Genomic DNA, 26035 nt, shown 5'->3' with positions numbered 1-26035 from the left:
ACCTCTTGGCTCGAGGAGTGCCGGCGTACCAGGGTCAGTCGTTCCCTTGCCGTACGGTTTCGACCGCCAACGACCCAGCTGGCAAGGCCTTCAAGAGTTCTGCCTCGGGTTTTGTGAGATGTATCCATGGTGCCCAGTCTTCCGGGCGCAGCACCACGATCTGGCGATTGTGGATGGGCGCTACATCAGGCCCGGGTTCCGTGGTGAGCATGGCGAATGTGGGCGGCTTGTTGCCTTCGCCTTCGCGCCATAGTCCGGCAATCGCCATGAACGGGGTGCCGTTGAGGGTGAAGCGATGCTTCGCCTTCGGAGACTTCTTTCCGGTGAACTCGAAAAACGCCGATGCCGGGATGAGGCAGCGCTTGCTGTTGGCGAAACTCCGTCCGTCCGAGCGGAAGTTGAAGACAGGCCCGCCCTTTGGCCCGGACGGCGGAAAGGCAAAGGTCATGCGCGTAAGCTCGATCGCGTCGCCAGCCGCGCGCATGATCGGGGCGGGGTCACTGATGCGGATATCATCCGACAGCGGCAAATCAAGTTCCGTCTGATGAGTGGGAATATCGAGCGCCAGCGATTGCATCATCCGGCAATATTCGGCCCAGACGACATGCTGCTCGTAGTCATTGCACATGGCTGCCCCATACGTTCGGTCTATTGCAGAGTTATGCAAAATAGCGCGGCTTGGCCGCGGCGCCAGCACGCTGTGATTTTCTGCTATGCTCCGAAATCCTGGGCGACACGCTCGAGCACTTTGCGCGGTTTGTGGGCGATGACATCGCCGTGGCTGACAATGATGCGCTCCAGGTCGGGATCTTTTGACCACTTGCGAAAAGCCGCTCCCAGCGCCTTTCCGTCCTGGACAAAAAACCATCTGGCAGCGCGCGGAGTGCTCGGCCGGTCGACCCCAAAGCCAAGAACGCGCGCCATGATGTGGGCGCCAATTCCATGGGGATGGCGCACATTGGCGAGGATGTCGTTGACGACAAGGGTGGTTTGGCCGTCACGTCGCACGAATAGAGCCGCCTCCTTCTCCCCTAAACCCGGGACCGTCTCCATCCGAACGGAAGGATCATCAAAGATATCGGCAGTCGAATCGACCTTGACGACTTTCTCCACAGCCTCCCGCGCCCCCGGCGGGCAGACAATTTTCGCCTGGGGATAGCGAAGCTTCCAAGGCTTGATGTCGAGCCGATGGCCAGCGCCTGGCACGATGAGAAAGGCTGGATCGCCGAGCGCTTCAATTTCCCGCATTTCCGGCTCTGCAAGAGGTATGCAGCTCCAGATCGCCGTGCGCTCTCCCGTCAGGCCGATCACTGTCATTCGCCGCGGAAAATGGCCGAGCGGCATCTGAATCTCGCCGCTGACTGTCAAGAGACCGGTAGCAACTGTCTCCAATCGGCCATGCGGCTCAACTTGCCATGTTTCGTGAACCTTAGGCATGCAAACACCCACGCTCGGTTTGCACCGATAATTGCCGCGGGTGAATTTCGTTCCGCGTGGAAGCAGCTGATCGAGCGAGGGTCCTAAGGGCGCCCCCCTTTCGGGGCCGGGCCGCCGGCAAAGCTGAAGCCCCGCCTGCGACGGGTCTTCCCCCATCTGGGCTTCCATCCCTGACGCGCCCGCTGTCATGCCGGCACCTCTTCCTGCCGCCGATTGGCATCGAGACGGATCGATGAGAGTGAGAGTGCGGACCGGGTTTGCCGTGACGGGTTGAAGGTCGGGAGAGAGGCTCCTGGCGCCCGTCGCGGAGAACCGCGATGTTCAGAGACACCGCTCGCGCCCGTTCCGGCAACGACCGCACGAGCCTCTATCAGGAAGTCACCGGCAAGATCATCGCCGAACTGGAAGCCGGACGTATCCCCTGGGTGCAGCCTTGGGGAACCGCGGCGGCAAAGGCGCCGCTCGCCATGCCGCGGAATGCGTCGACGCATCGGCGGTACTCCGGCATCAACGTCCTGATCTTGTGGGGCGCGGTCATCGAGCACGGATTCACCGGCCAGAGCTGGCTCACTTTCCGGCAGGCGATCGCCCTCGGCGGTAACGTCAGGAAGGGAGAGCATGGTACGGCCGTCTTCTACGCCGACCGCTTCATTCCCAACGACGAGAGGAAGCGAGCCCGCGAAAGCGGTGATGAAGCGCAGGCTATCCCATTCCTCAAACGCTTCACCGTCTTCAATGCAGATCAATGCGAGAACCTGCCGCAGGACGTTGCCGCAGTCGCACCACCACCTCCGTCCGGCATGATCGAACCGCAAGCAGAGGCACTGATCCGGTCCACCGGCGCAGATTTTCGGATCGGAGGCAATCGCGCCTTCTACAGCCCTGCGAGCGACTTCGTGCAGGTCCCGCCGCCAGCCGCCTATTTCGAACCGATCAACTGGCACCGCACCGCCTTTCACGAACTGGGGCATTGGTCGGGTCATTCCTCCCGGCTCGGCCGTGACATGGCCGGTTCCTTCGGCTCCAAATCCTATTCGCGGGAGGAATTGGTCGCCGAAATGGCGGGCGCCTTCATCTGTGCCTCGCTCTCCATCCTGCCGACGGTGCGGCATGCAGACTATATCGGTTCATGGCTGGAGGTTCTGCGCGAGGACAATCGCGCCATTTTCCGCGCTGCCAGCGCGGCGTCGAAAGCCGCCGAGTTCATCCTCGGTTTCCAGCCTGGCGCCGATGAGCCAGCGACCGCAGCGACAGCGAACGACGAGAGGGAGGCGGCGTGACAGGTCACGCCGCACCGCCGCGGCGAATGCGCCTCTCAGCTTTCCCGCTTCGGTGGCCGGAGAGTGAGAGGCGCGCCGGTAGTTCATGACGGGTGTGGGTCGAGAGAGAGGCTCTCGGCGCCCGTCGCGGAGAAAACACCATGGCTACTGCCGTTCAAAAGATCACCTTGTCGTCCTCGCGCGACATTCCTTTCAACAAGCTGGTGCTTGCCCAGACCAACGTCCGGCGCATCAAGGCCGGCGTCTCGATTGAGGATCTGGCAGCTTCGATCGCCCGCCGGGGCCTGATCCAGAGTCTCCATGTTCGTCCAGTGCTCGATGCCGGCGGCGAGGAGACGGGCATGTTCGAGGTCCCGGCCGGCGGCCGCCGCTACCGCGCTCTCGAAATACTTGTGAACCAGAAGCGGCTTGCCAAGACCGCATCCGTTCCTTGTGTCTTGGGCAGCAGCGCTGTCATGGCCGAGGAAATTTCGCTGGCTGAGAACATCGATCGCGCCCCACTTCATCCGCTGGATGCATATCGAGCGTTCAAGGACATGTTCGACAAAGGCATGTCCGAGGAGGAGATTGCCGCCGCTTTCTTCATCTCCGTCACCATCGTCAAGCAGCGCCTCAAGCTCACCGCCGTGTCGCCGGCGCTGCTCGATGTCTATGCCGGCGACGGCATGACGATCGCCCAGCTCGAAGCGTTCTCGGTCAGTGACGATCACGCGAAACAGGAGCAAGTGTGGGAGGCGATCAAGAACAGCTGGTCGAAAGAGCCATACCAGATCCGCCGCATGTTGACGGAGAACAGCGTCCGCGCCTCCGACAAACGGGTCGTGTTCACAGGCCTCGATGCCTATGAAGCAGCCGGCGGCCAGGTGCTGCGTGACCTCTTCCAGTCGGATGACGGCGGATGGCTCCAAGACGCGCTGCTGCTCGACCGTCTTGTCACCGAAAAGCTCCAGCTCATGGCTGACGAAATTGCCAATGAGGGCTGGAAGTGGATCGAAGTGGCGGTGAGCTTTTCCTACGGCGCCGCGGCCGGCTTGCGTAAACTCGAGGGCACGCCCGTTGACCTGACCGGCGAGGAGCAGGCAACGCTCGCCGCGCTGCGTGGCGAGGTCGACAAGCTGCAGGCGGAATACGAAGAGGCAGACGAGTTGCCCGATGAGATCGACCAGCGGTTTGGCGAGCTTGAAACCGCCATTCGGGCGCTAGAGGCGCGCCCCGTCCGCTTCGATCCGGTCGAAATTGCACGAGCCGGCGTCTTTCTCAGCGTCGATGCGGATGGATCGCTTCTCGTCGAACGTGGCTATGTGAAGCCGGAGGACGAGTCCCCCGTTGCGACTGACGAGGAGAACGATTTCGGGACAGAGGGGACCGGCGATCCGGCGAAGGCAGGGTCGGTACAGCGCGCAGTCATCACCATCGGTGGCAAGCCGATCGAACAGGAGGATGAGGAGGAGGACAGCATCAAGCCATTGCCGGATCGCCTGGTCATGGAGCTGACCGCCGAGCGCACGCTGGCGCTGCGCGACAAGCTGGCAAATGATCCGGCGGCCGCCTTCCTCGCCGTGCTCCACAAGTTCGTGCGGGACGTGTTTTCCCGGTACCGCTCACAGGGTGTCGCGATGGAGGTCTCCGTCCGCGGCACGGTCTTCCCTGCCCAAGCTCCCGGGCTTCGTGACACACCTTACGCGCAAGCGATCGAAGCCCGTCATGCGGCTTGGGAGACCCGCCTGCCGGAAGACGTCAGCAACCTTTGGGGTGCACTTGCGTCGCTCGGGGACGACGAGCGAGCCGCGTTGTTTGCCCATTGTGCCTCCTTCGGTGTGAACGCCCTCTATGAAAGGGCCGATCGCTACGGCAACGGCGCCATCTCGGCGCATGGCGTCCGGCAGCGTCTCACTGATGCCGATCATCTGGCCCGCGTGGTCGGCCTCGACATGGTCGATGCCGGCTGGCGGCCGACGGTCGGCAACTATCTCGGACGCGTCACCAAGGCGCGAATTGTCGAGGCCGTTCGTGAGGGTGACGGCGAACGCGCAGCCCAGCTTATCGACCACCTGAAGAAGGACGACATGGCCAAGGAGGCGGAGCGGCTGCTCGCCGGCAGCGGCTGGCTGCCTGAACCGCTGCGGCTTGCCGGCCTCGATGCCGAGCCGGTCGAGCAAAACGCGGACGACACAGACGAAACTTTGCCGGACTTCCTGGCGGGTGACGACGAGGATGGATCGGCCGGCGACGGGAACGAACAGCATCTCGACGCCGCCGAATAGTCACGGCCTTTCCCTGGCCAACCGGCTGCCCGGCACTCGCAAGAGCGCCGGGCATTTTTTGTGTGCGGCGGTCAGAGTGAGAGCCGGGCCGCGACGGGTTTGAGCCCGTCCGGTCAGAGAGAGCGCCGGCCGGCTTTCCCGTGTCGCTCTCCAAGGGCCTTAACCAATGAACGTTTCGTTTTCGACACCCATCAACGACCCAGCCACGGCCATCCACGCGGCCGCCATGCTTCTGCTTCCCCATCTCGAACGGGGTCAGCGCATCGACACGGCCGTTCTGCGTGCGGCGATGGAGGCCTCGTTCGGCGCGTCCGACGCGAGCGGGGCCTGGGACTGGAAAACTGCCTATGATGCGTGCGAGGCGGCAACCGTCCTCTTCCTTCGCAAATACGGAAAATCACTTCTGCGCAAAGCCGGATCTTCGGCTCACGCCTTGCCGCGCTTTGGCAGGATCGCCGGCCTTCTGCCGACGCATACGCGCCGCTCCGAGGAGAGTCAGGCCTTCCAGCAGTTCTCGACGCCGATCGCGCTTGGCCTCGCGGCCGTCACCGCGGCCGCCATTACGCCTGCGGATCGGGTACTGGAGCCTTCCGCTGGCACCGGCCTTCTCGCCATTCTCGCCGAGATCGCCGGCGGCTCGCTCGTCCTCAACGAACTTGCCGAGTCCCGCGCCAGCCTGCTGTCCAGCCTCTTCCCGGCACTCTCGGTGACCCGGTTCGACGCTGCCCAGATCGATGACCACCTGGACCCGACGATTATACCGACTGTGGTGCTGATGAATCCGCCATTTTCCGTGCTCGCCAATGTGCGGGGTCGGGCTTCTGATGCAGCCAGCCGCCACATTGCTTCGGCCCTCGCACGGCTTGCCGAGGGTGGCCGGCTGGTCACAATCAGCGGCGCGAACTTTGGACCGCAGGCGCCCGCCTGGCGCGATGCCTTCATCCGCCTGCAGAGACATGGTCGCGTCGTCTTCACTGCGGCCATCGAGGGCTCGGTCTATGCCAGGCATGGCACGACGATCGAGACGCGCCTGACGGTCATCGACAAGCTGCCGGCCGACGATCCATCTTTCTTTCCGGAATCTCCCGGTCTTGCTCCGGACGCCGCAACGCTGCTCGGTTGGATAGAAGAGCATCTTCCCGCAAGGTTGCCGTGCGCCGAGACCATCAAGGTCCTTCCAGCTGGTTCGATTCCACGCTCCGTGCGCGGCTATCCCGGCCGCTCTGTCGCTTGTCCTGCTCGCCACGAGCTTTCCGGGCCGGCTGGTGTTGAACTCTCGTATGAGACGATCGACTGGGTACCCGGTGAGCAGGTGCGGCTGACCGACGCGATCTATGAGCAATACGGATTGCAGACGATCCGCATTCCAGGCTCCCAGGCGCATCCCACCAAGCTTGTCCAATCCACCGCCATGGCCTCGGTCGCGCCGCCAAAGCCGAGCTATCGGCCAACGCTTCCCGGCGATATCCTGTCGTCACTCTCCGATGCCCAGCTCGAAACGCTGATCCTGGCCGGTGAAGCCCATTCGGGCTTTCTCGCCGGTTCATGGTTGGTCGACGGCGGTACCTTCGATATCGTCAAAGCCGCGCCGCAGGATGCGGAAGGGGCGGTGCGCTTCCGGCAGGGGTTTTTTATCGGGGACGGCACCGGCGTCGGCAAAGGCCGGGAGTCCGCCAGTATCGTCCTCGACAATTGGTTGCAGGGCCGCCGCAGGGCCGTTTGGATATCCAAGTCGGACAAGCTGCTTGAGGATGCTCAGCGCGACTGGTCGGCGCTTGGAATGGAGCGTCTGCTGGTCATTCCACTGTCGCGCTTCCCGCAGGGCCGTTCCATCGCTCTGGCGGAAGGCGTCCTGTTTACAACCTATGCCACGCTGCGTTCCGACGACCGCGGCGAGAAGGTTTCGCGGGTCAAGCAGATCGTAGAATGGTTGGGCTCCGATTTCGATGGAGTGCTCATTTTCGACGAGGCGCACGCAATGCAGAACGCCGGCGGCGGCAAGGGGGAGCGCGGCGATGTCGCCCCCTCTCAGCAGGGCCGCGCCGGCCTGCGCCTGCAGCATGCGCTGCCGGACGCCCGGGTCGTCTACGTCTCCGCAACCGGAGCGACCACCGTCGACAATCTGGCCTACGCCCAGAGGCTCGGCCTGTGGGGCGGTGAAGACTTCCCGTTCTCGACCCGGGCGGAGTTCGTCGAGGCAATAGAGGCAGGTGGCGTGGCGGCGATGGAGGTGCTCGCTCGAGACTTGCGGGCGCTGGGCCTTTACACGGCTCGTTCGCTCTCCTTCGACGGTGTCGAGTATGAGCTCATCGAGCACGAACTGACATCCGAGCAGCGGCGCATCTACGACGCCTACGCTGCCGCCTTCGCCGTCATTCACAACAATCTCGACGCAGCTATGCAGGCCGCCAACATCACAGGCGACAGCGGCACACTGAACCGCCAGGCCAAGTCGGCCGCCCGCTCGGCCTTCGAGAGCGCCAAGCAGCGTTTCTTCGGTCACCTGCTGACATCGATGAAGACGCCGACGCTGATCCGCTCGATCGAGCAGGATCTCGAAGCCGGCCATTCGGCGGTCATCCAGATCGTCTCCACCGGCGAGGCGCTCATGGAGCGGAGGCTGGCCGAGATCCCGGCGCAGGAATGGAACGATATCCGCGTCGACATAACGCCACGCGAATATGTGCTCGACTATCTCGCTCATTCCTTCCCGGTCCAGCTCTATGAGCCCTTCACGGATTCAGAGGGCAACCTGTCATCCAGGCCGGTCTATCGTGACGGGCAGCCCGTCGAGAGCCGCGAGGCGGTCGCCCGCCGGACGGCGTTGATCGAAAAGCTCGCCAGTCTGCCGCCGGTACCCGGCGCGCTTGACCAGATTGTGCAGCGCTTCGGCACGGACACAGTGGCTGAGGTGACGGGCCGGTCGCGGCGCATCGTCCGGAAGGGCGACAGACTAATGGTTGAGAGCCGCGCGGCCTCGGCTAATCTCGCCGAGACGCAGGCTTTCATGGATGATGTGAAACGCGTTCTCGTCTTTAGCGATGCCGGCGGGACGGGACGCAGTTACCACGCCGAAATCTCGGCGCGAAACACGCGGCTGCGCGTCCACTATCTGCTGGAGCCCGGTTGGAAGGCCGATACGGCCATCCAGGGCCTCGGACGCACACACCGGACCAATCAGGCGCAGCCGCCGCTGTTCCGGCCGATCGCCACCAATGTGAAAGCGGAGAAGCGCTTCCTTTCCACCATCGCCCGCCGCCTCGACACGCTGGGCGCAATCACCCGCGGCCAGCGCCAGACTGGCGGGCATGGCCTGTTCCGGCCAGAGGACAATCTGGAATCGCACTATGCGCGCGCTGCGTTGCGCCAGCTCTATGTGCTGGTTGCCCGCGGCAAGGTCGAAGGCTGCTCGCTGCAGCGGTTCGAGGAGATGACCGGCCTGAAGCTGATGGACGATAGCGGCATCAAGGATGAGCTGCCGCCGATCACCACTTTCCTCAATCGCCTGCTGGCAATCACCATCGACCTGCAGGACATTCTGTTCGCGGTCTTCGAGCAGTTGCTTGCGGCCAAGGTGGAAGGCGCCATCGCGGCAGGCGTCTATGACATCGGGCTGGAAACGATGCAGGCCGAGAGCTTCGCTGTCACGGAACGGCGCACGATCTACACCCATCCGGGCACCGGCACCGAAACGCAGCTGCTCACCATCGCCCAGCGCCAGCGCAATCGACCCATGTCTGCGCAGGAGGCTGTCGCCCATCTCGACGATCCACACGCCTTCCTCCTGGTCAACGAACGGTCAGGGCGTGCCGCCGTGCAACTTCCGGCGCCATCATTCATGCTCGACGACGGCGAGATCGAGCGGCGGGTCCGCTTGATCCGGCCGATGGAGCAACATCATGGCTCACTGCGCGCGATGGAGGAGAGCCACTGGGGTGTTACGGATCGGGGCCCTTTCGTGTCCGCATGGAATGCCGAAATTGCCGGAATCCCGGCGTTCTCCGACTCGACCATCCACATCGTCGCGGGCTTGCTGCTGCCGATCTGGAAACGGCTGCCCAACGAGTCGAGCCGCGTCTATCGCCTTCAGACCGATGACGGCCAGCGCATTACCGGTCGCAGGGTTTCGGCCGCCTGGGTGGCCGGCGCACTCGCAATCGGTGTCAGCACGTTGACCGCGGAGGATGCCTTCAACGGGCTGATGGAGGGTCGCACGACGCTCGACCTCGCTGAAGACCTTCATCTGCGCCGCGTCCGCGTCATGGGCGCCAATCGCATCGAGCTTTCGGGCTTCACCGATACCATGCGCGAGCGGCTCTCGGCGGACGGGCTGTTCCACGAGATCATATCGTGGCAATTGCGCATGTTCGTCCCCACCGATGCAAAGGGATCATCGGTCCTTGCAAAGGTCCTTCAGCGCTATCCCGTGCAGCGCGTTGGTGAGAGGGAAACCATCTGATGTTTCCTCACAATGCTTCCGAACTGGCATGGCGCCTTGCCCAACAGGCCGAAGCGGCATGCCGGCGCTATCTTTCCAACGGTCACCGCGAGGGCAGGTACTGGCTGGTTGGCGATGTTCGCAATTCGCCTGGGCGGTCAATGTTCGTCCGCCTTGAGGGTCCAGACTCCGGTAAAGGCCAGGCAGGCAAGTGGACGGACGCCGCCACCGGCGAGCACGGCGATTTGCTCGATGTTATCAGAGCGTTTCTTGGCGCGGCGGACTTCAAAGAGGTCGCCGATGAGGCGCGCAGCTTTTTGTCCATGCCGCAGCCAACTCCCGATAAGACGGAACGCAGACGAAAATCGGCTCCGGCTCCTTTCGGTTCTATCGAAGCGGCCAGGCGGTTGGTCTCCATCTCGCAGCCGATCGCTGGCACCCCCGTCGAGATATATTTGCGTGCACGCGGCATAACGGCCTTGCACGAAACCGGAAGCCTTCGCTTTCATCCGCGCTGCTACTACCGTCCCAACGAGCCCGGGCCGACCGAGACCTGGCCGGCAATGATCGCGGCAGTCACCGACCTCAAAGGCAAGCTCACCGGCGCACACCGCACATGGCTCGATCCGGGCGGCTTCAGCGAAGCCCATCTCGGCCGGGCTCCGATCGACACACCTCGGCGAGCCATGGGCGAACTGCTCGGGCACGCGGTCCGCTTCGGCGTCGGCTGCGACGTGATGGCGGCGGGTGAAGGTATCGAGACCATGTTGTCGCAACGTTCGGCGCTTCCCTCCTTGCCGGTCATTGCAGCCCTGTCGGCTGCACATCTGTCGGCCATCGTGTTTCCTGACACACTGCGGCGACTCTACATCGCTCGCGACAATGATCGGGCAGGGGATGGAGCAATGGCGACCCTCATCGAACGCGCCAATTCGGTCGGGATCGAAGCGATGGTGCTGACGCCGCGGCTCGGGGATTTCAACGAGGATCTGCGTATGCTCGGTTTGGAAGCGGTCAGAGCGTCCTTGCGGGTTCAGATCGCGCCACAGGATGTCATGCGTTTCATGCTCCTCGCGGCCTGACTGGAAGGAGGGTGGTGACGGCGGCGAGCCGCTGTCATGTCGTGCGCATGTCGCGTTTCTCCGCTGGGGATCGGGCCGGCCCACGGCCTTCCAGAGGGCGATCGGGCAGCGGGCGGCCCGGCCCGGCAATGGCTGCGCCCGGCTATTTTCCGGCGGCCCTATCCACCCCGCGTGGCGGGCCGCGCGGGGACCCCGGCTCGGGCCTTTCCATCGCGAACCAAAATAGCCGTGCTCGCCATCCTCCACTGCCGTTGCGGCCCTGCGCTGGCGCTGCGGGTGCAGGTCCGGACCGCCCGCCGCCTTCGTCGCCATGAAGGCCGCGATGGGCGCGGTCGATCCACCGAAGGAAGCCGACAATGGTTAGCCAGCAAGACACCGAGTTAGAACCGCAACCAGCATCGTCCCCCACCGAACACCTCCTGCAGGAGCTCCAGCTCTACGGGTACCGTCCCTTCGAGGATGAACCCGATCCGCGCCCGCTTCCAGAGGGCCAGGTCATCGCAGCCAGCATCGCCGACATCTTCGACGCCCTCGTGGTGGCGATGGCCGACACACGCCTCGAACCCGACCTTGAGGAGCTTCTCTGGGGCACGGTCAACCTCTTCCATCGCGCGTGCTATCGGATCGAGCGCGAACTCGACGAAAACGAAGTGGCCCAGCAGCGTCTGCAGCGTGAACAGGATGGGTCCGAGGTCAAGTCCGTTGAACTCGAACGGCTCATCGCCCAGGGTCAGACGCTGCTCGAACGCCGCAGTGCCTTCGAGCTTATGCGCGACCAGGCTGGCGAGCATTTCGAGCATCACTCGCATTCGATCTGGCGACCCCGTTCGGGCTCCGTCGTCAACCATCGCCATCTCACCGCGGCGATGATCGACAGTCGTGATTTCCTCGCCGCCAAGAAGTATGCCGATAGCCACGCGCTTCTGCCTGCCGGTCCAAAGGTCGCTTTCACGGGTGGGCTCGACTTCAATGACCATCGGCTGATCTGGGCCAAGCTTGACCAGGTCCATACCAAGCATCCCGACATGGTCCTTCTCCACGGAGGGTCACCGAAGGGAGCCGAGTTGATCGCGGCCAAATGGGCTCACCATCGCAAGGTTCCGCAGATTGGCTTCAAGCCTGACTGGACCCGGCACGCCAAGGCCGCTCCCTTCAGGCGCAACGATGCAATGCTAGATACAAAGCCCATCGGCGTCATTCACTTTCCTGGCACTGGCATCCAGGACAACCTCGCTGACAAGGCACGCAAGCTCGGCATCCCGGTCATGAAATTCGGCGCCGCATGATGGGTCGACGAGGCCAACGTCACACGATGCCATGTTCGCCCCGGACGGATTCTGACCAGCCTTCTTGGCAGTTTGCGGCGAACGAAGGCAGGACGTGTAGCTAGAGGCTTCATCGGCTTCTGAAATTGCAAGCACGGCCCATCGCCGCGTTTATCGGCGCAATTCCTTGGTCCGGTCCGAGGACCTGATGCCATCAACCCATGAAGGGTCGGACTACGCAAAGCGTGCCGCCGTTCCGGCTTCGCCTCCACGGTGATTGCGGCCCTCGGCCGGACACATCGGGCGCCTGTCACGCGGGGATGGTCCCCGCTTCCAAACAGGAGCCGGTAAGATGTCCCTCGCAGAAGCAAACGCCTTCGCCTTCAGCCTCGCCACCAGCATGATGGTCAGCATCGTGATTTTCCGGGCCGGTGACGGCACTCTCTCGGTCGTGCCGGTGAACGAGTATGACGGCGACGAGGCTGCCATCATCGGTGAAATCGACCCGTTCGCCCCATGACGGGGGCGAACATTGCCTTTGGCTAAGTAAGACCTTTGGCATTTTTTGTCAGTGGTTTTCGTTGCTATGCTTTGCACTGCGCAGAGGTGGTGGTGGAAGGCACAATCGTCAGAGCTATTCTCTCGGAGACACCATCATGATCATTCTCGGCATTCTCCTTTGCATCGCGGCCATCGGCATCCTGTGCTGGCTGCTGTTCACGCTTGCTATCTTCGCCCTTCCGCTGTTCGCCGGGGTCACCGCAGGCACGTGGTCACTCAACACGGGTGCCGGCTGGCTTGGCGCGATCCTCGTCGGCGTCCCGGCAGCCGGGTTGACACTCGGCGTCGGCCAAATCCTCCTCGGCGTTATCAGGTCCATGTGGGCGAAGATAGCGATCGCGCTGGTCTTCGTCGCGCCTGCGATCGTTGCCGGCTACCATGCCACTCATGGCATCGCGAAGCTCATGATGCCTTCCGAAACCTGGCAGATCGTCTTTTCCGTCATTGGCGCGGTCGCCGTTGGCGTCACGGCGTTTCTCCGGATCGCGGCCATGGCCGCCGGCGACCAATCCGATAGGGGCATGGTTCAAGCTTAAACCCGCGCGAGCGAGGCAGATGGACCAGAGCGATGAAGGCCTTAGCCTCCTCATCATCGGGGTTGGAGCGATCGGTTTACGTGCCAAGAATCGAGCAACGTGCACGTGCCGGCGCGACCTCGTTTGGTCTTGGACTTTGTTCGGTCGATGCTGCAAGGCAGGTCCGACCAGTCGGTGGCAGGAGGGCAGCGCGGCCGGTGGCTGCGGCGTTGGAGGTGCGTGGGCTTCCCGGCGCCTGGAATGCGTGGACGAAGCCAGTGAACTCGTAGCGATCTGCTGGAGGCGCGTTGGACGCCACCGTCACGGTTGCCAATCCGTCCCAAGAGCGCTCCAAACGACCTCTTCAATGGGCTGATCTGGCCGAAGGATGGCTGAAGCCTCGACCGCCTAGGCCGCAACGGCGCGTCTCGACTTTCTTCCCCTGCCGGCGCCCACCCCATGCCGCAAGTGCATGGGACCCCGAGCGCCGCCATTCCTCGCGAGACAAGAAAGTCGTTCCTGCGCCGTCCTCCGCGTTGCTCCGGTCGCAAGCGATGCGTCGTCGGTCGCCTCCGGCCAAGTGATCGCCATCGAGGCCGCATGGTGCGGGCTCGGAACAGAAAACGGAGACTTACAATGGCTACCATCGGCACTTTCAAGAAGTCCGCCTCGAACGAGTTCACCGGCGAAATCATCACCCTCAGCGTCCAGGCCAAGAACGTGCGCATCGTCCCAGACACCCGCGCCACTGGCGAGAACGCTCCCAGCCACCGGGTGCTGGTCGGTCGCGCCGAGATCGGCGCCGCCTGGTCGAAGACCTCCAACGAGGGCCGCGACTACCTGGGCCTCAAGCTCGACGATCCGAGCTTCAACGCCCCGATCTACGCCAACCTCTTCGACGAGGAGGAAGGTGAGGGTTTCTCGCTCATCTGGTCTCGCCCGAACGCGCGGCGGGGTGACTAAGGCCCCGCGCAGGCCCCGGCCGGAAGGCCGGGGCCTTCTTGCGCGGACGTCCGGTTCGGTTCACTCAAGCCGAGAGCGATGCCGAAACCGCATCGCCTGATGCCGATCAACCATCCTCCGTCGGCGCTATTGTTTCTATAAATGCAGGCTTTCACTCCGTGAAGACGAGGCAAGCGATGATCGAGCCGTTTGACGAAACCGCGCCGACCAGTGACGAACTCACCGAATACGATCGGGAACACGTCAAGCTCTATGTGCGCCTTCTTGACGCCGCCGACGACGGCGCCGACTGGCGCGAGGTGGTCGAAATTCTCTTCGGCATTGATTTGACGAAGGAGCCACAACGCGCCCGGCGAATCCATGACAGCCATCTGGCGCGAGCGCGCTGGATGGCGCGTGCTGGTTACCGCCATCTCTTGCGTCAACCCGGCAGCTAGCACCACCGCTCCTGTCGTTCCCCGGTGATGCCGAAACGGCATCACCCGATGCCCGGCGAGGGTCTTCCACCAATCGCTACAACCCGGAATTGTTTTGAGGCGGGGTCTACGCGTTTCTTGCGAGGAGCTCTTGGATGAGGCCGGATACGTCGCATTGGCGAGACAATGCCAGCTATGATTATTTCGATACGTTACCCATCGAAGGGCTCGCCTGGGAGTGTCTGCGGCGTCACGAACCCTATCAACGGCACTATCAGGCGCTCCTGACCACCAGGGCCGAAAAAGCACCCTTCCACCCTGAGACCCAGCGGCTGTGGGGGTTGCGATTTCCCGGCCAGGCCGGATTTGTCCGCCCTGGCGCAAGACGTTTTCTGGTCGCCTGACGTCGATCCCGCTGTGGTTTCTCTCGTGCCGGCGCCGGAATTCCTGTCGTCCTTGCGATCGGCGCCTTTGACTGGCCTTGGGGTGGTCCACGACAGCCCGGAAGGACGTCACATTGTCCACAGTGCAGGTGTCACGACCCAACTTCTCCTTCTGCCCGGCAGTGACCCGCACCGCCACCTGGCGGCGCTGATCCCCTTGGATGCAGAAACGTTGGGACGGATCGAAGCACTCACCCGTTTCTGGCGTTCCTTGCAGGGGCGCCCAACGGGTTCGGACACGCGTATGACCCCACAGCAGCGCCGCCGGTTTCGTCTGATGATGCAGGCCGCTGACGGCCGTGCGAACGGCGCGAGCTACCGCGACATTGCGGTTGCGTTCTACGGACGCAAGCGCATCGCCGCCGATCCTTGGAAGACCTCGGCGTTGCGCGATGCGGTGATCGGCCTCGTCGAAGGCGCCACCGCAATGATCGGCGGCGGCTATTTGCAGATCCTGCGTCATCGCCGTCGACCATAGCGGGTCTGGCCCTGGACAGGGGGGTGGGATTTTAGCCTCCCTCAACTTCCCCATCCCTTGCGAAGCTCATTCTCCGCCACCGTGGTCGCCGTCCACCGCTGAACGCCAGCGGCTGCCAAAAACCCCACGGAGGTCCGACCCATGCGACCCGATATCGCCGTTTTGCCGCCGCGCTTCCTGCGCACCAAGGAAGCCGCGGATTTCCTCAGCCTGTCCGCCCGCACGCTCGAAAAGCACCGTACCTATGGCACTGGTCCTTCCTACCGCAAGCTCGGCGGCCGTGTCGTCTATGCCGTCGACGACCTTCAGGCTTGGGCCGAACGCGGCGCTGTCACCTCTACATCCGACCCGCGTGGATCGGTCCTGCCGGCCAAGCGTCACACATCGACGCCGCCGACGCATGGCGGACGATACGCACGCTGACCGCGCGCGGATTTCAAATGGTTTCGCGAAACCAATCCCTTTCGGAGCGCGGGCAACTCGACCTGTTCCGGGCGCTGCCTGGCGACTTCGCTCCACGAGACGCGCAGGATCTCATGGCCTATCCGTTCTTCTCCCTTTCCAAGACCCATCGCGTCACCCCGATCGATTTTGCCGCGGGCAACGTCACGATCCGGGTCGAAGCCGTACCCGATCATGGGATGGCGACCATCTGGGACGCCGACATCCTGATCTGGGCCGCGAGCCAGATCGTCGAGGCGCGCGACACCGGGCTTCGTACCTCGCGCCTGATGGCCGCCACGCCCTATGAGATCCTCACCTTCGTCGGCCGCGGCAAGAGCCTGCGCGACTATCAACGCCTGAAGGCGGCGCTTGACCGGCTGCAGTCGACTACCGTCTCGACGACCATCCGTCAGCCTGCCGAGGGCAGGCGTCACCGGTTCTCATGGATCAACGAGTGGCAGGAGCGCATCGATCGCCATGGTAAACCCGCGGGGATCGAGTTGATCGTCCCCGACTGGTTCTACCAGGCAGTCCTCGATGACGCGCTCGTGCTGACGATCGATCGCGCCTATTTCGACCTGACTGGCGGGCTGGAGCGCTGGCTCTATCGGCTGGTGCGCAAGCATGGCGGACGCCAGCGCGACGGCTGGCGCTTCGACTTCCGTCACCTTCACCAGAAATCCGGCAGCCTGTCGCCCCACAAGCGCTTTGCCTTCGAGCTGCGCGACATCATCCGCCGCCAGCCGCTGCCCGGCTACACGCTCTTCCTCGAAGTGGAGATGGGCGGCCGGACGCTGCTCGCCTTCGAGCGGATCGCCTCCGGTGGAAGGCCTGTGGACAGCCTCGTGCTATCGGGAACCGGACCTATCGTGCCATCGGGAACCGCAGGCTCGTGCTATCAGGAACCCAAACGGGGCCTAACCCTAGGAAACCAAACCCGAAATCGCGCCCTTAACTTAGACTCTAACCCAGAGTCTAACTTTGAAGCGCGCGCGCGAAGTGTGCAGAGGCTCGTCTGGCGAGCCAGCGACACACTCAGCATAGACACAGACAGGGCCTCGAATGCGCCATCGGTCTCTGACGGCAGCAGCACGGCAACCAGCGTCTCCGAAGCCCCGAATCCGCCTCTTGATCCGCGCTCGGGAGCCACCCGATGATCGCTGCCACGCACCACGCTCGCGACGAACTCGTCCATGTCGAACTGACCTGGGTCGAGAAGAAAATTGAGAACTGGATGCGCTTCGGCACCCACGCCCAGGAACAGATCGTTGATCGTCGCCGGCGCATCCTGTCCTATCGCCCCGGCGCGGTCTTCGCGTTCGTTCGCTGGGCCGCGAACGACTTCGGAACGATCATCTCACGCATCGATATCGTGCGTGCGGTCGCACGTGGCGATGCCTATCAGACACTGCCCTTCGTGCGCCCCGGCGGCGACATCCTTCTGAAGGTCGAGAGCTGGCCCAAGGTCGAACGCGTGCTTCAGGCGATCGACGATATCCAGCGCCTCGACATCGACCCTGAGTTGGTGTCGCCCGATCATTGGCGGCACATGCACAACCGGATAACCGCCGGCCAGGAGCCGCGCAGCTACACACTCGACCAGCATCGCGCCTTCCTGCTGCGCAAGAGGACCGCGCCGTGACGCGCGCCGGGATCATCCTCGCTAGCGTTTTAGCAACCATGGGCGTCGGCTATACCGCCCTCTCGCCCATGCCGACCAAGCTGATCTGGAACGCATCGGCCAGCGCACCGATCGGCCTCTACACGATCGACTTGGACGGACGGTTCGAGATCGGCGATCTTGTCGCCGTCAAGGCGTCCGAGCCACTCGCGTCCTTCCTAGCGGACCGCGGCTATTTGCCGAGGGGCGTGCCGCTCTTGAAACGCATCGTCGCGGCATCCGGGCAACGTGTCTGTCGCTCGAACCTCACCATCACTGTCGATGGTATCGAGGCGGGCGCGGCGCTCGAGCGTGATCGGGCCGGCCGTGACCTGCCGGTCTGGCAGGGCTGCCGCCGCATCTCGACCGGGGAAGTCTTCCTGATGAACCGGCAGGTCCGCGACAGCCTCGACGGCCGTTACTTCGGCCTCCTCGCCACCAGCCAGATCATCGGTCGCGCGGTCCCGTTGTGGACCGACGAGGGGAAAAACGGCCGCTTCGAATGGCGCGCGCCAACGCGGTGAGCGCGCGACCGGCGGCGCGCGTCGTGCCGCCAGCCATCATCACCGCACCACTGAAAACAGGAGCCTGACATGCAACAGATCGGGGAATTCACGCGCCATAAGACTGGCTATAGCGGGCGCATCCACACGCTCAGCCTCAACCTCGATATCGCCATCGTGGCGGCAGAGGCGAGCGAAACGGAGAATGCGCCTGACTACCGCGTTCACGCCGGAAGCGAGGAAGGCCCCGAGATTGGTGCCGGCTGGAAACGCTCCAGCGAAAAGGCCGGAGACTATGTCTCGATCCAGCTCGACGACCCGACGCTCGCGCGGCCGATACGCGCGAGCCTCTTTCGCAATGGCGATGACAAGGCTTCCTGGTCGCTGCACTGGGCGCGGCCGCGCGAGGGCAGTGAGAAGGAGTGAACGATGCGCGCTCGCCGTCCGTCGACGAGCCATGGCGGTGCGCCCGGGCCGCTTCTCGCTGCCCGGCGCATGGCGCTGCTCCTCCTTTGCGGCCTGTCCGTCGCAACCATCATGCCGGTGGCGACATTGGCGCAGGACTTGGCCGTCGCGCGATCGTCGGAGCGCGATCCCTTCGGTGCGCACATCAGTGAAGCCTCGCACCGCTTCGGCGTTCCGACCGCGTTGATACGCGCCATCATGCGCAAGGAGAGTGCGGGCGATGTGCGCGCCGTGTCCAGCGCAGGCGCCCGCGGCTTGATGCAGATCATACCCGGCACATGGGATTATCTGCGCGCCCGTTGGTCGCTCGGCGACGATCCGTTCGATCCCCGGGACAACATCCTGGCAGGAACCGCGTATCTGCGCGAACTGCGCGATCGCTTCGGCTCGCCGGGGTTTCTGGCGGCCTACAACGCGGGGCCTGCACGCTACGAAGCCTCCCTCGCTGGGCGTCCGTTGCCGGCCGAGACCCGCGCCTATGTCGCGATGCTCGCCCCGCTGATCGGTGAAAGCGAGGGTATGCGCCCTTTCGCCGTTACGTCTGTCGAGGCCATTCCCTGGAAGCACGGCTCGCTTTTCGTAGGTCAGCCGGATCGCAACCAAGCTGTCGCTCTCGTGCCGACCGAGCGACCACCAAATGACGCGAGCTCTGCACCCACCGTGCGCGATGTCTCCGCCATCGTGCCGCTGTCCGAGGGCCTCTTCGTGGCGCGAGCGGGCGAAGGGATCCAGCCATGAGCGTTTATGGCCGTTTTCGCGCAACCGCAAGGTCCAGCGCACCGTGGCGTGGGTGGAGGCGGAAGGTGGGCAGAACAACCGGAAGATGGCGAGATAAAAGGCCGCGAGGTGCGGCGTCGATCGGTTGTGTAGTTTCAATAGGTTATGCCGCATTTCCACGAGGTGCGAAGATTTGGCGCGCCTCGCCTAAACACTTGTTTAGCTTTATTTTCAATGCCTTGATACGATGTGCGGATACTCGCCATGAACGGTGAGGATGGTTTCCGAATCCGCCCCGGCCGCATCCGCTCGTCTGGCGCCCAGCGCGCCAGGCCCTTCATCGCGCAGGCGCTTGCCGCCGCCCAGAAGGCCGGCGCCCGTGTCTCTCGCACCGGCCGGATCAGTCCGGGCAATCGCTCGACCTTCGGGCGTGGCCGCACGGCGAGCGTGCGCGCCAATCGTCTCCTCACCAGGCGCTCGCGCACCGTGATCATCAAGACACGGCTGGTGCGCCATCACGCGCGCGGCGCCCCGCTTGCCGCCCATCTCACCTATCTGCGCCGCGAGGGCGTCACCCGCGACGGGGAGAAGGCAAGGCTGTTCGGGCCGGAGGTGGATGAGGTGGATGGCGGTGCTTTCGCCGAGCGGTCCGGCGATGATCGGCACCACTTCCGGTTCATCGTCTCGCCGGAAGACGCCGTCGACATGGCGGATCTCAAATCCTTCGCCCGCGACCTGATGGGCCAGATGGAAAAGGACCTCGGCACGAAGCTCGATTGGGCGGGCGTCGATCACTGGAACACCGACAACCCGCACCTCCACATCATCCTGCGCGGCCAAACTGATGACGGGCAGGATCTCGTGATCTCGCGCGATTACATCAAGGAGGGGATGCGCGCCCGTGCGGCCGATCTTGTTACCCAGGAGCTCGGCCCGCGCAGCGATCTCGACATCCATCGCAATCTGCAGCGCCAAGTCGAAGCCGAGCGCTGGACCCAGCTTGACCGGCAGCTTGTTCGCGACGGGCGCGACCGAGGCGTCATCGACCTTGCCACCGCCGCGAACAACCAGCCCGACGAGTATCAGGTGCTGAAGGTCGGGCGGGTGCGCAAGCTCGAAACCCTTGGCCTTGCCGAACAGGTCGGGCCGGGCCAGTGGATCATCGACGACAAGGCCGAGGCGACGCTGCGCGAGCTTGGCGAACGCGGCGATATCATCAAGCGGATGCACCGCGCCCTGACCGAACAGGGTATCGAGCGCGGCGCGTCGAATTATGTGCTGGCGGCGGAGCGCCTCGAGACGCCGATCGTGGGTCGGCTGATCGACCGCGGTCTCGACGATGAACTGAAGGGCGCCGCGTACGTCGTGGTCGATGGCACCGACGGCCGCACACATCACATCAAGCTGTCCGACCTCGATGCCGCCGGCGACAGCGCTCCGGGTTCGATCGTCGAGCTGCGCAAGTTCCATGACGCGCAGGGACATCCGCGCGCGGCACTCGCGGTCCGTTCCGATCTCAACATTGAGCAGCAGGTTACCGCCGCTGGCGCCACCTGGCTCGACCGCCAGAACATCGCCCGCGAATCGATTGCGTTGTCGGAAGGCGGCTTCGGCGCCGAGGTGCGGCAGGCGATGCAGCGCCGTGCCGACCACCTCGTCGAACAGGGCCTCGGCGAGCGGCATGGCCAACGCACAACCTTCACCCGCAGCCTGATCGACACGCTGCGTCGCCGCGAGTTGGAGGCGCTCGGCCAAAAGCTCTCGGCCGAAACCGGCCAGCCCTTCAACCGCGCCCGCGGCGGCGAGTACGTCACCGGCTCTTACCGGCAGCGCTTCACGCTCGCCTCGGGTCGCTTCGCCATGATCGATGATGGCCTCGGGTTCCAACTGGTGCCTTGGACGCCGTCCCTGGAAAAACATCTTGGCCGCCACGTCTCTGGCGTCGCTCGCAATGACGACGGCATCGACTGGAGTTTTGGCCGCAAGCGAGGCCTCGGCCTCTAACCTCATGTTGAAGAAAGGACCGCTTCTATGTCCGCCACCAAGATACTCTGGGGCCAGATCCTCGCGGTGTTGGCGATCGTACTGTTCACGACCTGGGGCGCGACTGAGTGGGTGGCCTGGCGCCTGGCTTTCCAGCCCGAGCTCGGCAGGCCATGGTTCCATGTCCTCGGCTTTCCGTTTTACCTTCCGCCGTCCTTCTTCTGGTGGTGGTATGGCTTTGATGCCTACGCGCCGTCGATCTTCGTGGAGGGAGCCTTTATCGCGGCTTCCGGTGGTTTCGCCTGCGTCGCCGTCGCCATAGGCATGTCGGTCTGGCGGGCTCGCGAGGCCAAGAAGGTCGAGACCTACGGCTCCGCCCGCTGGGCCGACAAGCAGGAGGTCGAGGCAACTGGCCTTCTCGGTTCCGATGGCGTGGTGCTTGGGCGATATGACGGCGCCTATCTGCGCCATGACGGACCGGAGCACGTGCTGTGCTTTGCGCCCACACGTTCGGGCAAGGGTGTCGGCCTCGTAGTCCCGTCACTGCTGACCTGGCCGAGCTCCGCTGTCGTCCACGACATCAAGGGCGAGAACTGGCAACTCACCGCCGGCTTCCGCGCCAGGCACGGCCGGGTCCTGCTGTTCGATCCCACCAATCCGAAATCCTCCTCCTACAATCCGCTGCTCGAGGTGCGCCGCGGCGAATGGGAAGTCCGCGACGTTCAAAACATCGCCGACATCCTGGTCGATCCAGAAGGCTCGCTCGAGCGGCGAAACCATTGGGAAAAGACCAGCCATGCCCTTCTGGTCGGCGCGATCCTGCATGTCCTCTACGCCGAGAAGGACAAGACGCTTGCCGGCGTTGCCGGTTGCCTCTCCGATCCAAAGCGTCCGATCGAATCGACGCTGTCGGCGATGATGAAAACGGCGCATCTGGGTGACGGCGGTCCGCATCCGGTCATCGCCAGCGCCGCGCGGGAGCTCTTGAACAAATCCGACAACGAGCGCTCTGGCGTCCTCTCCACCGCCATGTCGTTCCTTGGCCTCTATCGCGATCCTGTCGTGGCCGAGGTCACGCGCCGCTGCGACTGGCGCATCAGCGATCTTGTAGACGACAAGCATCCGACGACGCTCTACCTCGTCGTGCCGCCGTCCGACATCAACCGGACCAAGCCGCTCATTCGCCTGATCCTTAATCAGATCGGCCGCCGCCTGACCGAAGATCTCCAGGTGAGGGCGAAAGGGCACCGGCTGCTTCTCATGCTCGACGAGTTCCCGGCGCTTGGCCGCCTCGACTTCTTCGAGTCGGCGCTCGCCTTCATGGCCGGCTACGGCCTGAAAAGCTTCCTGATCGCTCAATCCCTCAATCAGATCGAGAGGGCGTACGGCGCCAACAACTCGATCCTCGACAACTGCCATGTTCGGGTAAGCTTTGCCACCAATGATGAGCGCACCGCCAAGCGGGTGTCCGACGCGCTGGGAACAGCGACCGAGATGAGGGCCATGAGGAACTATGCCGGCCACCGGCTGTCGCCGTGGCTCGGTCATCTCATGGTCTCCCGCTCCGAGACAGCTCGCCCACTGCTCACGCCGGGGGAAGTGATGCAACTGCCGGCCACCGACGAGATTGTCATGGTCTCGGGTGCGCCGCCGATCCGCGCCAAAAAGGCGCGCTATCACGAGGATGCTCGCTTCCGGGAACGTATCCTGCCGCCGCCGGTGCTTACGGCGACGGAGGAGGAGGGGAGGCCCGACGACTGGACGAAACTGCCTCTGCCTTCCCGTCCGCAGATTGCTGAAGCCACGTCGGCGCCGTCGGCCACGGATGACGACACAACTGCTTCCGAGCGTCGTCGGCAACCTGAGCTCAGTCGCGTCGAGCAGGTCGTGAAGCCTTCGACCGAGAATGAATTCGAGATCGATCACCTCGACGACGCCGACGAAGACAATGTTGCCCGCAACCGTCGACTGACGCGCCTTATGCAAGGCATTGCGCGGCAGGCATCGCTCGATCCCGGCGACGGTGTGGATATGTGAGGCTCCGATGGCAAAGGTTCCGCGCAAACAACGCCTGTCCGTCTATCTCGATCCGAGGGTCATGAGCAGGCTCGCCGAGCATGCGGCGCGCCGTGATCTTTCACGGTCGCTCGTCGCCGAGGCGGCCATCGAGTCGTTCCTCTCACCCGATGCCGCCGAGCGACAGGAGGCGGCGATCACCAAGCGGCTCGACCAGCTCGATCGCCGCATGGCACGCCAGGAGCGCGATGTTGGAATTGCGGTGGAGACGCTCGCCGTTTTCGTCCGCTTCTGGCTGGCGACAACGCCAGCGTTGCCCGAGCCCGCGGCGCAGGCTGCCCATGCCAAGGCGGGCGAGCGCTATGATGCCTTTGTCACCGCGCTCGGCCGGCGCCTGGCGAAAGGTCCAAAGCTTCGACAGGAGATCTCCGAGGACATCGATGGCGGCCTGGACACCCACCAGCCCGGCAGGCCCGTGGGCTAAATGGCCCTGAGCGATATCAGGATTTTTCGTTGAAAATTATAGTCTGTATGCTATAAGGCGAGGGAGAATGAAAAACCAAAAGCCCGCGGTATGGATGGGGTCGTCGAAGGCCGACCTGCGCGAGTTTCCGGTCGATGTCCGCCGGTTGATGGGTGTCGCAATCAACGACGCCCAGAATGGTGAGGAGCACCCGGCTGTCAAAGCCCTGAAAGGGTTTGGGGGCCGCAGCATCCTCGAGGTGGTCGACGACTTCGACGGAGATACCTACCGGGCCGTCTATGCCGTGCGCTTTGCCGGGGTGATCTACGTGCTTCACTGCTTCCAGAAGAAGTCGAAGAAGGGCAGGGAGACACCCAAGCACGAAATCGATCTCGTGACAGTGCGATTGAAGGCGGCCGAGGCGCACTACCGCGAAAACTATGGGAAAGGAACAAGGTCATGACAGAAGACATCACCGCCGAAGTGAGCAGCGGCAACGTGTTTGCGGACCTCGGCTTTGACAATCCCGAAGAGGAATTGCTCAAGGCCAAGCTGGCCCGCGAGATCCGCGCCATTATCAAGCGCCGGCGCCTGACCCAGGCGAAGTCGGCTGAACTGCTCGGAATGAAACAGCCCGACGTCTCCGCGATCGCCACCGGGCGCACAGGCAAGTTTTCAATAGACAGGCTGGTTCGCTGTCTGGACCGGCTCGACTACAAGGTCGACGTGGTGGTTCGCCACAAGCCTCGACGGTCAACTCGTGCTGAAGCCGCTTGATCAGACGGCTTTGCCGACGAGGGCACAATTGAGGGCAAGCGCCGCCCTTGCCTGAAGATCTCCGGCCTTGGTTACAGGTCGGCACCGCCAATCTCCTGTATTTGCACGCTACGCTACTACGCCTCGATATAGGTGTTGAAACCACTCGAGATGCGGCTCTCTTAATCATCCCCGTCCAGGGGCTGCCCATGTTCCCCGGATCGAAACGGGGACTGGATGGCAGCTTCGCATCACAATTCAGAAGGTCTGGCGCGCGGCGCACGCATGCTGCGCACTGCGCTCGGACCCGCGATCGCGCGCTATCTCGACGACGCGGGCATCGTCGAGGTGATGCTTAACCCCGATGGGCGCTTGTGGATCGATCGCCTGTCCGAGGGCCTATCCGATACTGGCGAACGTTTGTCGGCGGCGGACGGCGAGCGCATCGTTCGCCTCGTCGCTCATCATGTCGGTGCCGAAGTCCATGCCGGTGCCCCACACGTCTCGGCCGAGCTGCCCGAGACGGGCGAGCGGTTCGAGGGGCTTCTTCCTCCCGTCGTCGCGGCGCCTGCCTTCGCGATCCGCAAGCCCGCCGTCGCAATCTTCACCCTCGAAGATTATGTCGCGACCGGAATCATGTCGGCGGAGCAGGCGGACACGCTGCGCCAGGGCGTTGCCAACCGCGCGAACATTCTCGTCGCTGGCGGCACATCCACGGGCAAGACCACGCTGATCAACGCGCTGCTCGCCGAAGTGGCGAAGACCGCCGATCGCGTCGTCATCATCGAGGATACGCGCGAGCTGCAATGCGCCTCGCGCAATCTCGTGGCGATGCGCACGAAAGATGGCGTCGCCTCGCTCTCCGATCTCGTTCGTTCATCGCTGCGCCTGCGCCCCGACCGCATTCCGGTCGGTGAGGTGCGCGGGGCCGAGGCGCTCGAACTGCTGAAGGCCTGGGGCACCGGCCACCCCGGCGGCCTCGGCACGATCCACGCTGGTAGCGCCATTGGCGCGCTCCGACGCATGGAACAGCTCATCCAGGAAGCCGTCGTCACCGTTCCACGCGCGCTGATCGCCGAAACAATCGATCTGGTTGCCGTCCTTTCCGGTCGCGGCTCCGCGCGCCGGCTGTCCGAACTCGCCCGTGTCGATGGCCTTCGCCCAGACGGCGATTACCGGGTCGCGCCAGCCGTCCTCGCGGGCGACGACAGCCCGACCTTGCCCATCCAAAGCCCTGAAGGAGGAAAACCGTGATCCAACGCCTGCGCCTCGCGCGCCATCGCCTTGCCATGACAGTTTCGGTTCCCACGCTCATCCTCTTGATGGCCGCGCCCGCTCATGCCTCCGGCTCGTCTATGCCGTGGGAACAGCCGCTGCAACAGATCCTCCAGTCGATCGAGGGCCCAGTCGCCAAGATCATGGCGGTGATCATCATCATCGTCACCGGCCTGACGCTCGCCTTCGGCGACACGTCGGGGGGCTTCCGCCGGCTCATCCAGATCGTGTTCGGCCTGTCCATCGCCTTCGCGGCGTCGAGCTTCTTCCTGTCGTTCTTCTCGTTCGGCGGCGGGGCGCTGATTTGATGGCGGGCGCTGTCGAACAGGGCGGCCCAATGCCGGATTATGCAGTGCCGGGCTATACGGTCCTCGTGCACCGCGCGCTGACCGAGCCGATCCTGCTCGGCGGCGCCCCGCGCGCCATTGCGATCATGAACGGGACGCTCGCCGGCGCCGTGGGGCTGGGGCTGCGTCTCTGGCTCGTCGGCCTCGCAATCTGGGCGATCGGCCATGTTGCCGCCGTCTGGGCCGCCAAGCGCGATCCGCTTTTCGTCGACGTCGTTCGCCGGCATCTGCGCATCCCGGCGCATCTCACGGTCTGAGGGGGGC

28 protein-coding genes are annotated in these 26035 nt (G+C 63.9%); 25 read left to right on the top strand and 3 right to left on the bottom strand.

The annotated features are described in order from the left end of the window. Positions 1-34: 34 nt before the first annotated feature. Positions 35-628, bottom strand: coding sequence for an SOS response-associated peptidase (locus AB4Z43_RS01120; RefSeq protein ID WP_441936135.1), 594 nt, complete (start codon positions 626-628; stop codon positions 35-37). Between the two features lie 83 nt (positions 629-711). After that, positions 712-1437: a hypothetical protein gene (locus AB4Z43_RS01115; protein WP_441935404.1), complete on the bottom strand. Its 726-nt coding sequence runs from the start codon at positions 1435-1437 to the stop codon at positions 712-714. Between the two features lie 317 nt (positions 1438-1754). Between AB4Z43_RS01115 and AB4Z43_RS01110 the strand changes: the two genes are divergently transcribed. Beyond that, complete coding sequence (locus tag AB4Z43_RS01110; protein ID WP_441935403.1) at positions 1755-2717, top strand: ArdC family protein; 963 nt, start codon at positions 1755-1757, stop codon at positions 2715-2717. Positions 2718-2800: 83 nt separating this feature from the next. Here the strand turns inward: AB4Z43_RS01110 and AB4Z43_RS01105 are convergent, their stop codons facing one another. Beyond that, positions 2801-3427, bottom strand: a complete 627-nt coding sequence (locus AB4Z43_RS01105) for a hypothetical protein (RefSeq protein ID WP_441935402.1) — start codon at positions 3425-3427, stop codon at positions 2801-2803. On the opposite strand from AB4Z43_RS01105, the gene AB4Z43_RS01100 reads away from it, so the two are divergent. From AB4Z43_RS01100 to AB4Z43_RS00985, 24 genes are all read left to right on the top strand, one after another. After that, on the top strand, positions 3383-4981 hold the full coding sequence (locus tag AB4Z43_RS01100) for a DNA-binding protein (protein WP_441935401.1): 1599 nt from the start codon (positions 3383-3385) through the stop codon (positions 4979-4981). The genes AB4Z43_RS01105 and AB4Z43_RS01100 overlap by 45 nt on opposite strands. A 166-nt stretch (positions 4982-5147) precedes the next feature. Further along, a complete protein-coding gene (locus tag AB4Z43_RS01095; RefSeq protein ID WP_441935400.1) occupies positions 5148-9440 on the top strand; it encodes a strawberry notch-like NTP hydrolase domain-containing protein in 4293 nt (1430 codons plus the stop codon). Further along, positions 9440-10501 (top strand): DUF7146 domain-containing protein, encoded by a 1062-nt coding sequence (locus tag AB4Z43_RS01090; protein ID WP_441935398.1) that lies wholly within the window; start codon positions 9440-9442, stop codon positions 10499-10501. The genes AB4Z43_RS01095 and AB4Z43_RS01090 overlap by 1 nt, the downstream gene beginning before the upstream one ends. Before the next feature lie 356 nt (positions 10502-10857). Continuing rightward, positions 10858-11787: a DUF2493 domain-containing protein gene (locus AB4Z43_RS01085; RefSeq protein WP_441935397.1), complete on the top strand. Its 930-nt coding sequence runs from the start codon at positions 10858-10860 to the stop codon at positions 11785-11787. Between the two features lie 331 nt (positions 11788-12118). Continuing rightward, positions 12119-12286 (top strand): hypothetical protein, encoded by a 168-nt coding sequence (locus tag AB4Z43_RS01080; protein WP_164482285.1) that lies wholly within the window; start codon positions 12119-12121, stop codon positions 12284-12286. 136 nt (positions 12287-12422) lie between these two features. After that, positions 12423-12863: a hypothetical protein gene (locus AB4Z43_RS01075; protein WP_441935396.1), complete on the top strand. Its 441-nt coding sequence runs from the start codon at positions 12423-12425 to the stop codon at positions 12861-12863. Positions 12864-13478: 615 nt separating this feature from the next. Then, positions 13479-13805, top strand: a complete 327-nt coding sequence (locus AB4Z43_RS01070; protein ID WP_441935395.1) for a DUF736 domain-containing protein — start codon at positions 13479-13481, stop codon at positions 13803-13805. A gap of 176 nt (positions 13806-13981) precedes the next feature. Next, positions 13982-14242, top strand: coding sequence for a DNA -binding domain-containing protein (locus AB4Z43_RS01065; protein WP_112099290.1), 261 nt, complete (start codon positions 13982-13984; stop codon positions 14240-14242). A 134-nt stretch (positions 14243-14376) separates the two neighbouring features. Next, positions 14377-14625, top strand: coding sequence for a transcriptional regulator domain-containing protein (locus AB4Z43_RS01060; RefSeq protein ID WP_441935394.1), 249 nt, complete (start codon positions 14377-14379; stop codon positions 14623-14625). Beyond that, entirely contained in the window at positions 14588-15142 is a 555-nt protein-coding gene (locus tag AB4Z43_RS01055) for a DUF2285 domain-containing protein (RefSeq protein ID WP_441935393.1), read from the top strand. The genes AB4Z43_RS01060 and AB4Z43_RS01055 overlap by 38 nt, the downstream gene beginning before the upstream one ends. Before the next feature lie 141 nt (positions 15143-15283). Beyond that, positions 15284-15565 (top strand): helix-turn-helix transcriptional regulator, encoded by a 282-nt coding sequence (locus AB4Z43_RS01050; protein WP_441935392.1) that lies wholly within the window; start codon positions 15284-15286, stop codon positions 15563-15565. A 17-nt stretch (positions 15566-15582) separates the two neighbouring features. Continuing rightward, positions 15583-16743: a replication initiator protein A gene (locus tag AB4Z43_RS01045; protein WP_441935391.1), complete on the top strand. Its 1161-nt coding sequence runs from the start codon at positions 15583-15585 to the stop codon at positions 16741-16743. Then, positions 16740-17228 carry a DUF2840 domain-containing protein gene (locus AB4Z43_RS01040; RefSeq protein WP_441935390.1) on the top strand — a complete coding sequence of 163 codons (489 nt, stop codon included), beginning with the start codon at positions 16740-16742 and terminating at the stop codon, positions 17226-17228. Before AB4Z43_RS01045 ends, AB4Z43_RS01040 begins: the two co-directional genes overlap by 4 nt. Then, the gene (locus tag AB4Z43_RS01035) at positions 17225-17770 is read left to right on the top strand and encodes a S26 family signal peptidase (RefSeq protein ID WP_441935389.1); all 546 of its coding nucleotides are present in this window, start codon (positions 17225-17227) and stop codon (positions 17768-17770) included. Before AB4Z43_RS01040 ends, AB4Z43_RS01035 begins: the two co-directional genes overlap by 4 nt. Positions 17771-17839: 69 nt before the next feature. Further along, positions 17840-18175, top strand: coding sequence for a DUF736 domain-containing protein (locus AB4Z43_RS01030; RefSeq protein ID WP_441935387.1), 336 nt, complete (start codon positions 17840-17842; stop codon positions 18173-18175). A 3-nt stretch (positions 18176-18178) separates the two neighbouring features. Beyond that, entirely contained in the window at positions 18179-18952 is a 774-nt protein-coding gene (locus AB4Z43_RS01025) for a lytic transglycosylase domain-containing protein (protein ID WP_441935386.1), read from the top strand. Positions 18953-19195: 243 nt separating this feature from the next. Continuing rightward, complete coding sequence (locus AB4Z43_RS01020) at positions 19196-20935, top strand: relaxase/mobilization nuclease domain-containing protein (RefSeq protein ID WP_441935385.1); 1740 nt, start codon at positions 19196-19198, stop codon at positions 20933-20935. A 27-nt stretch (positions 20936-20962) separates the two neighbouring features. Continuing rightward, positions 20963-22951, top strand: a complete 1989-nt coding sequence (locus AB4Z43_RS01015) for a conjugal transfer protein TraG (RefSeq protein WP_441935384.1) — start codon at positions 20963-20965, stop codon at positions 22949-22951. 7 nt (positions 22952-22958) lie between these two features. After that, entirely contained in the window at positions 22959-23414 is a 456-nt protein-coding gene (locus tag AB4Z43_RS01010; protein WP_441935383.1) for a CopG family transcriptional regulator, read from the top strand. Positions 23415-23481: 67 nt separating this feature from the next. After that, positions 23482-23856, top strand: coding sequence for a type II toxin-antitoxin system RelE/ParE family toxin (locus AB4Z43_RS01005; RefSeq protein ID WP_441935382.1), 375 nt, complete (start codon positions 23482-23484; stop codon positions 23854-23856). Continuing rightward, positions 23853-24170 (top strand): helix-turn-helix domain-containing protein, encoded by a 318-nt coding sequence (locus AB4Z43_RS01000; RefSeq protein ID WP_006338687.1) that lies wholly within the window; start codon positions 23853-23855, stop codon positions 24168-24170. Before AB4Z43_RS01005 ends, AB4Z43_RS01000 begins: the two co-directional genes overlap by 4 nt. 216 nt (positions 24171-24386) lie before the next feature. Further along, positions 24387-25403, top strand: coding sequence for a P-type conjugative transfer ATPase TrbB (gene trbB / locus AB4Z43_RS00995; RefSeq protein WP_441935381.1), 1017 nt, complete (start codon positions 24387-24389; stop codon positions 25401-25403). Further along, positions 25400-25732: a TrbC/VirB2 family protein gene (locus AB4Z43_RS00990; RefSeq protein WP_057143548.1), complete on the top strand. Its 333-nt coding sequence runs from the start codon at positions 25400-25402 to the stop codon at positions 25730-25732. Before trbB ends, AB4Z43_RS00990 begins: the two co-directional genes overlap by 4 nt. After that, complete coding sequence (locus tag AB4Z43_RS00985) at positions 25732-26028, top strand: VirB3 family type IV secretion system protein (RefSeq protein WP_057143547.1); 297 nt, start codon at positions 25732-25734, stop codon at positions 26026-26028. Before AB4Z43_RS00990 ends, AB4Z43_RS00985 begins: the two co-directional genes overlap by 1 nt. The last annotated feature ends 7 nt before the right edge of the window (positions 26029-26035 follow it).

Source organism: Mesorhizobium sp. 2RAF45, assembly GCF_052115225.1.
GTDB classification, from domain to species: domain Bacteria; phylum Pseudomonadota; class Alphaproteobacteria; order Rhizobiales; family Rhizobiaceae; genus Mesorhizobium; species Mesorhizobium jarvisii.
This window is presented reverse-complemented; position numbering and strand designations above follow the sequence as displayed.

Excerpts from the sequence above, each read along its gene's own strand:
- AB4Z43_RS01120 (WP_441936135.1), bottom strand. The coding sequence starts at position 628 with ATGTGCAATGACTACGAGCAGCATGTCGTCTGGGCCGAATATTGCCGG.
- AB4Z43_RS01115 (WP_441935404.1), bottom strand. The coding sequence starts at position 1,437 with ATGCCTAAGGTTCACGAAACATGGCAAGTTGAGCCGCATGGCCGATTG.
- AB4Z43_RS01110 (WP_441935403.1), top strand. The coding sequence starts at position 1,755 with ATGTTCAGAGACACCGCTCGCGCCCGTTCCGGCAACGACCGCACGAGC.
- AB4Z43_RS01100 (WP_441935401.1), top strand. The coding sequence starts at position 3,383 with ATGACGATCGCCCAGCTCGAAGCGTTCTCGGTCAGTGACGATCACGCG.
- AB4Z43_RS01095 (WP_441935400.1), top strand. The coding sequence starts at position 5,148 with ATGAACGTTTCGTTTTCGACACCCATCAACGACCCAGCCACGGCCATC.
- AB4Z43_RS01090 (WP_441935398.1), top strand. The coding sequence starts at position 9,440 with ATGTTTCCTCACAATGCTTCCGAACTGGCATGGCGCCTTGCCCAACAG.
- AB4Z43_RS01085 (WP_441935397.1), top strand. The coding sequence starts at position 10,858 with ATGGTTAGCCAGCAAGACACCGAGTTAGAACCGCAACCAGCATCGTCC.
- AB4Z43_RS01080 (WP_164482285.1), top strand. The coding sequence starts at position 12,119 with ATGTCCCTCGCAGAAGCAAACGCCTTCGCCTTCAGCCTCGCCACCAGC.
- AB4Z43_RS01075 (WP_441935396.1), top strand. The coding sequence starts at position 12,423 with ATGATCATTCTCGGCATTCTCCTTTGCATCGCGGCCATCGGCATCCTG.
- AB4Z43_RS01070 (WP_441935395.1), top strand. The coding sequence starts at position 13,479 with ATGGCTACCATCGGCACTTTCAAGAAGTCCGCCTCGAACGAGTTCACC.
- AB4Z43_RS01065 (WP_112099290.1), top strand. The coding sequence starts at position 13,982 with ATGATCGAGCCGTTTGACGAAACCGCGCCGACCAGTGACGAACTCACC.
- AB4Z43_RS01060 (WP_441935394.1), top strand. The coding sequence starts at position 14,377 with ATGAGGCCGGATACGTCGCATTGGCGAGACAATGCCAGCTATGATTAT.
- AB4Z43_RS01050 (WP_441935392.1), top strand. The coding sequence starts at position 15,284 with ATGCGACCCGATATCGCCGTTTTGCCGCCGCGCTTCCTGCGCACCAAG.
- AB4Z43_RS01045 (WP_441935391.1), top strand. The coding sequence starts at position 15,583 with ATGGTTTCGCGAAACCAATCCCTTTCGGAGCGCGGGCAACTCGACCTG.
- AB4Z43_RS01040 (WP_441935390.1), top strand. The coding sequence starts at position 16,740 with ATGATCGCTGCCACGCACCACGCTCGCGACGAACTCGTCCATGTCGAA.
- AB4Z43_RS01030 (WP_441935387.1), top strand. The coding sequence starts at position 17,840 with ATGCAACAGATCGGGGAATTCACGCGCCATAAGACTGGCTATAGCGGG.
- AB4Z43_RS01025 (WP_441935386.1), top strand. The coding sequence starts at position 18,179 with ATGCGCGCTCGCCGTCCGTCGACGAGCCATGGCGGTGCGCCCGGGCCG.
- AB4Z43_RS01020 (WP_441935385.1), top strand. The coding sequence starts at position 19,196 with ATGAACGGTGAGGATGGTTTCCGAATCCGCCCCGGCCGCATCCGCTCG.
- AB4Z43_RS01015 (WP_441935384.1), top strand. The coding sequence starts at position 20,963 with ATGTCCGCCACCAAGATACTCTGGGGCCAGATCCTCGCGGTGTTGGCG.
- AB4Z43_RS01010 (WP_441935383.1), top strand. The coding sequence starts at position 22,959 with ATGGCAAAGGTTCCGCGCAAACAACGCCTGTCCGTCTATCTCGATCCG.
- AB4Z43_RS01005 (WP_441935382.1), top strand. The coding sequence starts at position 23,482 with ATGAAAAACCAAAAGCCCGCGGTATGGATGGGGTCGTCGAAGGCCGAC.
- AB4Z43_RS01000 (WP_006338687.1), top strand. The coding sequence starts at position 23,853 with ATGACAGAAGACATCACCGCCGAAGTGAGCAGCGGCAACGTGTTTGCG.
- trbB (WP_441935381.1), top strand. The coding sequence starts at position 24,387 with ATGGCAGCTTCGCATCACAATTCAGAAGGTCTGGCGCGCGGCGCACGC.
- AB4Z43_RS00985 (WP_057143547.1), top strand. The coding sequence starts at position 25,732 with ATGGCGGGCGCTGTCGAACAGGGCGGCCCAATGCCGGATTATGCAGTG.